This window comes from Streptomyces sp. NPDC055287, assembly GCF_053646035.1.
Map to the genome: position 1 here is coordinate 1 of NZ_JBSHNE010000090.1, position 10,361 is coordinate 10,361.

Consider the following 10,361-nt stretch of genomic DNA (forward strand, 5'->3'; position numbering starts at 1 on the left):
GACCTTGCCGAGTTGATTCCGTGAGATACCAGTGCAGATAGGATGCGAGAGAGCCGTACGGGCCAAGGATCGCTTCACAACTTTCCCAACCCGTAAGGCTCACTGCATGTCACGGCCTGATCAGCACTTGGTTTCGTACACCACGTCGTAAACCTTTTCCCCTCAATAGTGTGAAAGATGGATATACGGTCTTTCGGGGGGATGGCGCTGGCTGAACCTGAGGGGGCGGCGGAGTTCTCGTCGCTGTTACTCGACCGCTCGTTGGGGGTTCCGTGTGTCCTGACCATGATCTCGACGTCGACAGACCCTCCGCCCTCTCCTCCACACCTGCTGCGCGCCCTCTCGCCGTGGACCGGGCGGTGCCGCAGTCGGTTGTCCGTGTCCGGGTGCACCGGGAACGGTGCCGCCGGGTGCTGGAGCAGCGCCGATGTGCGGTGCTGGGGCTGTCCCCGTTCAATTCCTTCTTCACCCCGCAGGCCATCCGGTCTTTGGTGGCCTGGGCCGATGCGCGGTTCGACCGGGTGGAGGTGATGCTGCCGGGTTTCGAGGCGGCGTTCGGGCCGATCGCTGCCGGGATGGAGCCGCGTGCCGCGGTCCGCCACACGCTGCACTCGGTCAGGACCCTGCGCGGGGCGGCCAAGACGGCGTTTGCACGGGTGGGCCGCAAGCCGCGGGTCCACACTTGGACGAGCAAGGCCGCCGATCCACATTACCGGGCGCTGTACCGTGCCGGCGCCGATGCCTTCCACCGCTCGGCCGTCTTTCGCGACCTGTGCGAACAGACTGTCCGCGCATATCTCCGCACGGCAACCGGCCGCGCCCCCAGCGCCGACGCCATGGCCCGCAACCTCGACTACGTGCTGGCCGAGGTGCCCTACCTTCTGGATGCCGCGGGCATCGTCGGCGCTGACAGTGCGGTCTTCTGCTACCCCAGACCCTGGCCCTTGCAATTTGCCCTCTTCGACGGCCGGGTGCCCCAGCTCATCCCTGCTCATCGCCACGGCTTCGTGCAGGTCACCCTGGAGACAGTCCCGCAGCACCAGGAGAGTTCCGATGACGATGTCCGGTGACGTCCTCGACTGGCCCTTTCCCCCCGGTCCGCACGGCACGCCCCCGGCTCTGTATGCCACGCTGCGCAGAGACCGTCCCGTCTGTCCGGTGCGCATGCCCTCTGGTGAGGTCATGTGGCTGCTGACCCGCCGCGAGGAAATCTGCGCCATCGCCAGCGACCACCGCCGCTTCACACGCAACCTCACCTACCCCGGCGCCCCCCGCATCGCGGGCGAGGACTTCAACAGTGTCCCCGGCGGCATCTTCAACCTCGATCCGCCCGACCACACCCGCATCCGCACCATCCTGGCCCCCTACTACACCCGGAGCGCCGTCACCCGCTATGCGGAGGTGATCCGCACGCTGGCCCGCGGCCTGCTAGACGAGTTGGCCGCAGGGCCCAACCCGGTGGATTTGATGACCGGCTTCGCCGAGCCGCTGGCTCTGCGTTTCAATTGCGACATGCTGCGCATCCCCCTGGAACTGCGCTCCCGCTACCTGGAGTGCTTCCGCACCCAGACCTCCCAGACCGCCGACGGTGCCACCATCGCGGACGCTACCGCGCAGATCAGCGCCCTGGCCCGCACCGTGGTCGACACCCACGACGGCACGGTCACGGCCGAGCACCCCATCGGTGCCCTGCTAGCCGCCCGCAGGGAGGGGACCATCAGCGAGGAGGAGCTGATCGGCACCATCGACTACCTCATGGTCACCGGCGTCGACCCGCTCATCTCCCCGACCGGCACCTTTGTGGTGACCGTGCTGCGCCACCCGGGCCACCGCCACGGCTTGGCCGCCGACCCCGAGCGTTGGCCCGCCACGATCGAGGAACTGCTGCGCTACCACCACAACGGCTACCTCTCCAACCCCCGCGTCGCCACCCAGGACGTCATCCTGCACGGCCAGACCATCCGCGCCGGACAGGCCGTCATCACCCCATTCCTGGCGGCGTGCTGGGACCCGGCGGCCTACCCCAAGCCGGCCAAGTTCGACCCCGGCCGCAAGACCGACGGCTCCCTGACCTTCGGCCACGGCGCCCACTACTGCCTCGGCTCCAGCCTTGCCCGCCTCTACCTGAACATTGCCCTGCGGGAGCTCTTCACCCGCCTGCCCACCCTGGCCCTGGCCATCGCCATCGACGACATCCCCTGGGACGAGGACATCCTCTTCACCCGCCCCGCACTGCTGCCCGTCACCTGGTGAAATAGGCAAGGAGACCCCGTGGCCAGCCCCTTCGACGCCCTCGCCCAAGCCTACGAACGCACCGCTCAGCAACTGCCGTTCCGCGAGCACATCGAGGCCCACAGCCTCCTGGCCGTCATCGGCGACGTCGACGGTCAGGCCGTGCTCGACCTGGGCTGCGGCTCCGGCCTCTACACACGCCGCATCAAACAGCTCGGAGCCGCCCGCGCGGTTGGCGTCGACAGCTCCCACGGCATGCTCGACTACGCCCGCCGCCTCGAACAGCAAACCCCCCTGGGCTTGACCTATCTGCACCACGACGCCGCCCACCAGGGCCCAGCCCCGCAGACCGATCACGCCTTCGACCTCGTCGTCGCTGTCTACCTGACCCCCTATGCCGCCAGCCACGACGACCTCACCGCCATCTGCCGCACCGCACACCGTGCCCTGCGCCCCGACGGCCGTTTCGTGGCAGCCTGCCTCAACCCCGACTTCAACACCACGCCCGGCTGGTACCGCCCCTACGGCTTCGACCTGACCTGCACCAGCACGGCCGACGGCGCCCCCGTCACCCTCCACGGCCACGAGTTCGACCTCACCGGGTACCGCTGGTCCACCGCCGCCCACGAAACCGCCCTCACGGCCGCCGGCTTCCGCCACACCACCTGGCACCACCCCAGCGTCTCCGCCCAAGGGCTCCGCCTCCACGGCGATATCTACTGGAAGGCCTACCTCGACTTCCCCCACACCCTTATCACCGAAAGCACCGTCCAACCGGCACCATGACCCGTCGCAGGCGGTCCCGCCTGCGACGCGCACGGGAGCTCATATACGCTCGGCTGGCTCCTGGTCCTGAACAGCGGGGTCAGGCCGCGCCGGTCGGCGGGCGTGAGGAGGTCCGCCCAATCCGGCTCGCCGAGGATGCCCTGGAGCATCAGGGTGTTCACGTAGACCAGGGCGGATTGCAGGATGCGCAAGCACAGGACGAACATCTCCTGCTCGTCGCGCCGGTTCGAGGCGATCTCCCCGCCCTTGCCGTAGGCGATCACGGAATTGGCGCCGTTGGAGGACTCCATCACGTTCAGGCCCTCCTCGATTTCCCGCTGGAGGTCGCGAAGCCGCAGGTAGCGGGCGACGAAGATAGTCTTCTGAGCGCGGCCGACCTCCAGCATGGCCGCATAGGTGGGGTGGGAGGCGTTGCGGGTGAAGCGGCGCAGGATCGCCTCGGTGGAGGCGGTCCGTGTACGGATCGCGGTCGCGTACTTGATCATCTGGTCGTATTGCTGGGCGATGAGTTCCCAGCGGATCGGGCGGGTCAGCACCGGGGCGAGCCTGGGGTAGGCGTCCGCCTCGCCGGCCACCGGCCGGTACAGCTTCACCTTGTTGATCCGCTTGATGCGCGGCAGCAGGTCGAAGTTCAGCAGCCGGGTGATGCCGAACCTGATTTCCGACTGGCCATGCGAGTCCGTGTAGTTTCGCTTCCACGTCCATGGTGGTGCTGTGTCGCATGGCGCCCTCGATCATCGCGGCGACCTCGGACGCGGTGCAATCAGCTGGGAGTGGATGGCCAGGGACTTCTTCTCCACATGCCAGTAGATGAGCACCCCGCGGCCGGAAGCGCGCGGGTTCGTCGATTCTCGGCAACGATCTGCCCGGAACCTGCGCGTGCTGTGAGCCCAGCCGACGCTACAGGGACAGGTTCGTTGCGATTCGACGAGCTTCACTCAGGCTTGTCGTAACGATTTCCATCTACCTCAGCGAGGTAGGTGTCCAGCGGCTGGAGAGCCGCCCAAAGCTGATCAAAATAGGCGGCGAAGTAGCTCATGAAGGTGGGATCCTCGACGCTGAAGCCGTTCAACTTCTGACGTGGGCCCCCGGAGAATGCCAAGAACACCACGCTGTCGTCGATCAGCGCCATGTTCAGGCCGTCAGCTGATGCGGTCCACCGCAACACGTTCGCCTCGTAGTTGAGGATGTGCTTGCTGTCCTTATGGTGCTGGCGGGCCCAGGACAGCATGTCCTTGTCAGGGTTTCCGTTGTGTTCGGGCACGCCGATGATGCGTCGCACGCATCGCTCGTCATCGCTGTCTTCGCCGGCCCACTCCATGATGGACGCGAAGTACTCGGCGGATACTCGGGTGGTGTACTGAGTCGGTGGATAGCGGCGCGTATAGGTGACTCGAATCTCTGATCGGGCCTGGCGGACGCGTTCCGAAGCTGCCTCGTAGAACTCACGATTGTTTCGGTACCAGCGCGCGGCCAGCATCGCCTCCCCAGTGGCCTGGAGCCCCTCCACGATCGGCATCTGCTTGAACGCGGTGGCAGATCCCTTCGAGCCCTGACGCGGTTCATCGATCTGCCGCTTGGCCCGTAGCCATTGCTCCTGCCAGTCCTTCGTGATCCCACCACACGTCTCCACGAATGCTGCGGTGTGTGGCCAGCTGGGAAACCGGCGACCATTCAGGATCGCGGAGACTGTGCTGCGTGCGCAGCCCATCTTCCGGGCGAGGGTTTCCTCGGTGGGTTCGTTGAAGGTCCGTCGCCGGAGCTCGCGGAGCTGAGCCGCGAAAGCGAGTTGGGGTTCCGGCGGAGGCGATGGTGTGCGCTGGCCAGACACGGTTCTCCCCCGTCGATGGGACACAGAACGCTACTGAGTGTCCGTCATTGTCTCTCATTGCTGCGGGCGTTCGCTAGCTTCCGTAAATGAGCTGCCTCTGCCCGTGAAGTTCTACGCGCGTCTTCAAGGCGTTGTCCGTGTACGGCCCCGGCTCCACACTCTGGGAAGCGGCCGCCGCTGGCCGCTCTGGTAAGAGGAAGGAGCGTCCCATGTGATCCGTTCAACCCCTGCGCAATAGGCCCCGGACCGGGGCCGTACCAAAAGCCAAGGCCGCCCCCTGGTGCTTCTGGGCGGAAGCAGGGAGCGGCCTTCTGCTCAAACACAAGGAGACCTCGTGCTCGTCAACTTCAGGATAGACCTGCCGTGTATGAGCGTGGCCTTCGTGGCCACGCTCGTGCTGGGCGTCGTGCTGGTGATGTGCCCCGCGGCCCAGGAGGCCGTCCTCCAGGAGGAATGGCTGCTGCCAGCAGTCGCCTGCCTCCTGATCGGTGTGCGGCCCAGTGAGAGGGAGCAGCGATGACATCGCGTGGTGTCGTAGCCGCATGCCCGCAGTGTGGGGAGAACTCCTCGCGCTTGACCTACACCGAGCTCGTCCCCAGCTGCGACGACGGCGACTTCAAGGTCGCTGAGTGGTCGGAGTGTGGACGGTGTCACCGCTGGCTCGCCTTCCGCATCGTGCGCGATGGAGAAGCGCGCCCCAGGTAGTCGGCGCCCCGTGCACGGACTCCCCGTAACCGTCCCGTTCGGGGCGTGTTGGCCTGCAACACGCCCCGAAGTCGTTACCGAGGCAAGCTGGACCGGCGTTCGGGGTGGGCGGCGTAGATGTACTTCATCGCGGTCTCGGCGGCGATACCAAAGACGCGCATGAGCTGCACGGGGTCGGCGGTCTGACGGGCTTCGTCGAGGATGCGGTCCTGGCGGAGCTTGGACAGGGTCAGAGCGAGCGGCCGGAAGATGTCGTTCATGACCATGGTGGAGACGGGCGGCAGCCGATCGTCGACCACGGTCTGCTGGCTGACCAGCAGGTAGGGGTTGGTGGTCAGGGGCCGGCGTTGATGACGGTCACGGAGCCAGTCGGCGGCGAGGGTGTGAGTGAGTTCGTCGAGGTAGACGGTGTGCGGCAGGTCGCGCCGGACCTTCGGGCGCCCCGCGAGCGAGGTCGAGATCAGCGAGGAAGAGATGACGGGTCTCGCGCCGCCCCAGGCCGTGGATGGCGACAAGTGCGACGACGAACTTCGCCATCGGAGCCTCGGCCCGATCGATCAGCCCGCGGAGCCGGTCGGTGGGAATGGGGACGGGCAGGCGCTCGGCGGTGGACAGCGAGAGGGCGCGGGTGGGGTCGCGGAAGACCACGCGTTCCTGCTTGAGGGCCTGGAAGAGGCTGCGTAGTGCGCTGAGAAGCTCCCGGCCCGTCGAGCCGGGCCGCTGGGTGAGCGCGTCCTGACAGTCGTCCTTGGCGATCTCGCAGGCTGGTGACGCGGGCGGCCCAGTCGGTCAGGACCGGATAGAGGTAGCCGAGGTACTTGCGGATCGTCTCGAACGGCATCGCCGGGTGTTCCCGCCGACCTTCGCCACTCAGGACCAGGACCCAGCGGCGGAGTTCCTCCGCGATCTCCTCGGGGAACGTCTGAATGCGCTGTTCGACGGCTCGCTGATGGATGTCGACCTGCCGGGAGGGGTTGGGGATGACCATGCCGCGGCGGGTGAGGAACTGCAGGATCCGCCGGGCACTGGTGCCAGGCCGGCTGGCGGGCAGGGACCGGATGTCGGCCTCATGTATGGGAGCGTCGGCACCGAGCCAGGCCAGCAGGCTGCGGGCAGCGAGTCGCCGTACTTGCTCGTCCCAGCCCTGCTGCATCGCGTGGTGCCGGAAGTCGTCGAGCAGCACCTGGGCAGCGGGGGTGAGGGAGGGCAGGCGGTGCAGCTGACCGACGGCTATGCAGGTCCAGTCGCGCCGGGCCTCGAACAGCGTGGTCTGCGCGGAGTTGACCAGGTGAGGCGAGAGTGGTGGTGCGGACGGGCGAACGAGAGTGGCCCGGTGCCGGGCCTTGTTCGCCGGTGCGGGTTAGGCGAGGGTCCCGGGCCGGATCGCCAGTCGGGGCGCGAGCTCGCCACCGAACCACAGCTGGGTCCACGTCTCCTCCCGGGCTTCGGGACCGTGGTGGTCAAGGTGCAGGCAGCAGGCCCGGCATATCCCGTCCGACAGCGGGACCCCGAAGCGCCCGCAGCGTCGGCAATCTCCGACCGGGTGCTTGCCCCAGCTGCTGCAGCCCGAGCAGAGCGAGCGGAAGCCCCAGCAGTCGCAGTGGCGGCAACTGCGGTGCGGCTTGGGCGGGATGACCGGGCGGCGACGCTGGCGCGGACGGAGGAGACTGGCCTCGCGCAGGATGTCGGCGACGGCGCTCTGGCTGCGGGGCAGGTCGTCGAGGACTTCCTCGGCGACCAGGTCCTCGCCGTCGGCTTCCCGGACGGCCAGGGCCAACCGGAGCATCCAGCAGGCGGCCCGCCACCACGCCTTGCTGAACCCCTGCTCGGCTGCCTTAGCGATAGCGAGGGACTGGAGGTAGTCGTAGCTGGCGAGGTGCCGGTCGCGGATGCGCCGGACATGCTCCTGGGTCAGGTGCCGACGCGGGCGGAACAGCAGGAGCTGGCCGTGTACAGCCGGCGGACACAGGCGCGGGTCATCGCTCGGCTCGGCCGCCGCGATCCGCTGCCGGTCCAGCCAGGACCGCGGGCGGCGCGCATCGCGCGGCCGACCCTTGACTGGGCGGTCGATCGGCTGTGACCTGGCAGAGGGACGCCGGGCAGGATCAAGGCGAGCTGGCACGGCCGCCCACCGACGGGATCGGCGATCCACTCAGGATCGAAGGTCCGGATGACCTGCAGACACAGTCGACACAGACCGTCGGTGTTGAGGTGACTCTCATGCTCGCACCGATGGCACAGACCTGTGTCCGGGTGGAGCCGATTGCGCCAGGAAGCGCATCCAACGCAGTCGGCGTACTGCGGTTTCTCGCCCCAGCTCAGACAGACCCGGCACTGCCCGACCGGCCACTCTCTTCGTCGCGCCACGGCTCAGTTCGGCGGCAATGACCGGCGTGACCGGCCGCCCTTGCGCGGGGTCGGCCGCACGGGACGGTCCGCCGCGTCCTCGGCCCCGACCGCCCGGCGGCCCGTCTCCCGCTGGTCGCCGTCGGCGGCGGCCAGCGGCTCGGCCTCCAGCAGATCAGCAACCGTGCAGTTAAGGGCGGCGCACACCTTGTCCAGGTCGTCGAGCCTCACCGAGATGGGCTTGCCACCCCACAAGGCGGCGACCTTGCTCAACGACGGGTTGAAGCCCACCTGTTGAAACGCGGCCAGCAGGTCACTGGGCCGCCAGATGTCACGCTTGGCCGCCGCCCAGCGCAGATTCCACTTCACCGCAGATTCCCCTTGTCCATCACGAGTCGCTGCACGGCCCGCCCGGACGCGGCCAGGCTCGCCGCCTCCGGATCCGCGTGAGCGGTAGCCAGGTACGAAACCGTGGTCGTAGGCCGGTCGTGTCCGAGCATTTTTTGTACCTCCCACAGCGACATCCCGCGCTCATAGTTGTGGGTAGCCGCAGCGTGTCTGAGCAGGTGGGGATGGAGGTGGGTGACCGGGCCGGTCAGGAACCGGCGCCCGGCCGTCTTCAGCGCCTTCCGGAACGTCGAGGGGGTCACCGCGATGGCCGGCGTCGGCACGTTCAGCGCCGAGACGGCCGGCGGCAACCGCTCGGAGGGAAACAGCGGCGCCTGCGGGTCCTCGGGGTCGTCGCTGGACTCGCCGCGAACCTCCTCGATGTACCACCACAGCAGGTCGCGGCCCTCCTGGAAGAGGTATGCCTCCCGCTGCCGGGCCCACTCCTGATCACGCGCGGCGAAGGTGGCGTTGACCAGCCGCACCAGCGCCGCGCGCAGGTTGGTCCGGTTGACGAACAGGTGCCGCACCCGGCGCAGGACGGCTTCTGTTTCGCCGTGCTTGCCGGTGACCGCGACCCGCTTGATGCCCATGTTGGTGCCAAGGGCGAAGAGCACGAGCAGCAGCCTGCGCCGCAAGACCGCCTTCGGCACCGCCTCACGGCTCGCGACCGAGGTGAACTCGCCCGTGAAGCCTGTGGCGAAGTCGGCTGATCGAACGGCGGCGTGCCGAGTGCCTGCCGGTTCAGTCGCCGGCCGGGGCGCTGTCGGACGAGCGGCGCGAGCAGCTGGAGGAGATCGACGCGTCCTGGTGCCCGAGTTGGCCGGTCACGTGGCAGCGGTGCTTCCACCTGGTCCGGATGCACCTGGATGCGGGTGAGGCGCTGCCCACCGAGGCGGGCGAGGTCCTGCCTGGGGCGGTGGGTGACGGCAGTGAGGCTCGGGTGGGATCAACTCACCGGCGTGCAGCAGTGGATGTGCGAGCAGGTCCTCGGGATCGAGCCCGCGACCGAGGACGAGAAGCCGCCCCTGCGCCGCACGCAGGCCGACAAGTGGGCGATGAACTACGAGGCCGCCAAGCAGTTCTACGAGCGTGAGGGGCACCTTCAGGTGCCGAGGAAGCACGTCGAGCGGATCGTCGGCGAGGACCAGGAGGAGCGGGAGCTCAAGCTGGGGGCCTGGATCGGGAATCAGCGGAGCAGGGCCGCGACGCTGACGTCGGAGCGGATGGAGCAGCTGGCCGCGATCGGGATGCGGTGGTCCTGACGATGGGCGCGAACGTCTTGGTGGTGGCCGTCGCGGGGCTCGTGGTGGGTTACCTGGTGGGCCGGGTGCGGCCGTGGCTGCGGCTGCGGCTGCGGCTGCGGCTGGGCTGCTGAGGACCAGGTGCGGTTCACCGGCGCGTGGGTGCGGGGCGGCGCGGCCCGCCAGGCCGTCGTCGTCCTGGTCCACGTTCTCGTCCGGCCGCGCACCAGCTGGCGCGTCATGCGCAACCCGGCCCCAGCCGCCCAGGTGCCGGCACCCGTACGCGATCCGGACTGGGTGGCCAACCCCTCCCGGAAAGAGCGCGAGTAGACGGAAGGTCCCCGCCTCCCTAACCGGCATTCGACCAGATAGAGGACTTCGACAGAGCAAGGCCGGACCAGGTGTCCGGGCCTTCGACGTGCCCCGGAATCCTGGCCTTTAACACTCCGGCGCAGTCCCTCACACAACCCAAGGTGTCCCCCGGGACGGCCCGATCGTTACGACAGGCATGAGTACTACTAAGCGAGCAATTGCCGCCGTGATCCTGATGGGCGCTGCCCTCTCTGTTCCCACTCAGGCCTACGCCGCCGACGCCAACCAGCTCAATCTGCCGGTGATCGGCGAGGACGATCGCAAGAAGGAGAAGCGGGACGTCAAATTGGACACCCTGCCGGTGCTCGGCAAGGTGATTGCGCCCCTCGACAAGGTGGTTGAGCCCCTTGACCTGGACATCCTCTAGTAGTGCTTCGTTAGGTTTCTAGGTCTGGTCCTTCTTGTGGTGAGCGGGCGGCCACAGGTGGTGCAGGTGCCGGTCCAGCACCTCAGCAGGT

General features: G+C 67.9%; 11 protein-coding genes and 3 pseudogenes. 8 read left to right on the plus strand and 6 right to left on the minus strand.

Going from position 1 to position 10,361, the window contains the following annotated elements; all coding sequences use genetic code 11:
- Positions 1-386: 386 nt before the first annotated feature.
- From ACWIHY_RS39570 to ACWIHY_RS39580, 3 genes are read left to right on the plus strand one after another with little or no spacing between them, the layout of a single operon-like run.
- A complete protein-coding gene (locus ACWIHY_RS39570; protein ID WP_454381550.1) occupies positions 387-1,070 on the plus strand; it encodes a tRNA-dependent cyclodipeptide synthase in 684 nt (227 codons plus the stop codon).
- A complete protein-coding gene (locus ACWIHY_RS39575; RefSeq protein WP_454381536.1) occupies positions 1,054-2,253 on the plus strand; it encodes a cytochrome P450 in 1,200 nt (399 codons plus the stop codon). The genes ACWIHY_RS39570 and ACWIHY_RS39575 overlap by 17 nt, the downstream gene beginning before the upstream one ends.
- Positions 2,254-2,271: 18 nt before the next feature.
- Positions 2,272-3,018, plus strand: a complete 747-nt coding sequence (locus ACWIHY_RS39580) for a class I SAM-dependent methyltransferase (protein WP_454381537.1) — start codon at positions 2,272-2,274, stop codon at positions 3,016-3,018.
- A 71-nt stretch (positions 3,019-3,089) separates the two neighbouring features.
- On the opposite strand, the pseudogene ACWIHY_RS39585 reads toward ACWIHY_RS39580, so the two are convergent.
- Both ACWIHY_RS39585 and ACWIHY_RS39590 read right to left on the minus strand, forming a co-directional pair.
- Positions 3,090-3,854, minus strand: a pseudogene (locus ACWIHY_RS39585) (Tn3 family transposase); the annotation flags it as partial.
- A gap of 98 nt (positions 3,855-3,952) precedes the next feature.
- Entirely contained in the window at positions 3,953-4,849 is an 897-nt protein-coding gene (locus tag ACWIHY_RS39590) for a helix-turn-helix domain-containing protein (protein ID WP_454381539.1), read from the minus strand.
- A gap of 334 nt (positions 4,850-5,183) precedes the next feature.
- Here ACWIHY_RS39590 and ACWIHY_RS39595 point away from each other — a divergent pair, with 334 nt between their 5' ends.
- A complete protein-coding gene (locus ACWIHY_RS39595) occupies positions 5,184-5,369 on the plus strand; it encodes a hypothetical protein (protein WP_454381540.1) in 186 nt (61 codons plus the stop codon).
- 259 nt (positions 5,370-5,628) lie between these two features.
- Here ACWIHY_RS39595 and ACWIHY_RS39600 read toward each other — a convergent pair whose 3' ends face one another.
- Positions 5,629-6,069 (minus strand): hypothetical protein, encoded by a 441-nt coding sequence (locus ACWIHY_RS39600; protein WP_454381542.1) that lies wholly within the window; start codon positions 6,067-6,069, stop codon positions 5,629-5,631.
- A 233-nt stretch (positions 6,070-6,302) separates the two neighbouring features.
- Between ACWIHY_RS39600 and ACWIHY_RS39605 the strand changes: the two genes are divergently transcribed.
- Positions 6,303-7,634, plus strand: coding sequence for a hypothetical protein (locus ACWIHY_RS39605; protein ID WP_454381544.1), 1,332 nt, complete (start codon positions 6,303-6,305; stop codon positions 7,632-7,634).
- Between the two features lie 290 nt (positions 7,635-7,924).
- Here the strand turns inward: ACWIHY_RS39605 and ACWIHY_RS39610 are convergent, their stop codons facing one another.
- The 3 genes and pseudogenes from ACWIHY_RS39610 to ACWIHY_RS39620 all read right to left on the minus strand — a co-directional run.
- Positions 7,925-8,269, minus strand: a complete 345-nt coding sequence (locus ACWIHY_RS39610; RefSeq protein WP_454381546.1) for a helix-turn-helix domain-containing protein — start codon at positions 8,267-8,269, stop codon at positions 7,925-7,927.
- Positions 8,266-8,724, minus strand: a pseudogene (locus ACWIHY_RS39615) (tyrosine-type recombinase/integrase); the annotation flags it as partial. The pseudogene ACWIHY_RS39615 and the gene ACWIHY_RS39610, both read right to left, overlap by 4 nt.
- A gap of 75 nt (positions 8,725-8,799) precedes the next feature.
- Positions 8,800-8,940, minus strand: a pseudogene (locus ACWIHY_RS39620) (hypothetical protein); the annotation flags it as partial.
- A gap of 270 nt (positions 8,941-9,210) precedes the next feature.
- Between ACWIHY_RS39620 and ACWIHY_RS39625 the strand changes: the two are divergent.
- From ACWIHY_RS39625 to ACWIHY_RS39635, 3 genes are all read left to right on the plus strand, one after another.
- Positions 9,211-9,552, plus strand: coding sequence for a helicase associated domain-containing protein (locus tag ACWIHY_RS39625; protein ID WP_454381547.1), 342 nt, complete (start codon positions 9,211-9,213; stop codon positions 9,550-9,552).
- A gap of 120 nt (positions 9,553-9,672) precedes the next feature.
- Positions 9,673-9,861 carry a hypothetical protein gene (locus tag ACWIHY_RS39630; RefSeq protein WP_454381548.1) on the plus strand — a complete coding sequence of 63 codons (189 nt, stop codon included), beginning with the start codon at positions 9,673-9,675 and terminating at the stop codon, positions 9,859-9,861.
- Between the two features lie 178 nt (positions 9,862-10,039).
- Positions 10,040-10,270 carry a hypothetical protein gene (locus tag ACWIHY_RS39635; RefSeq protein WP_454381549.1) on the plus strand — a complete coding sequence of 77 codons (231 nt, stop codon included), beginning with the start codon at positions 10,040-10,042 and terminating at the stop codon, positions 10,268-10,270.
- Positions 10,271-10,361 lie beyond the last annotated feature (91 nt).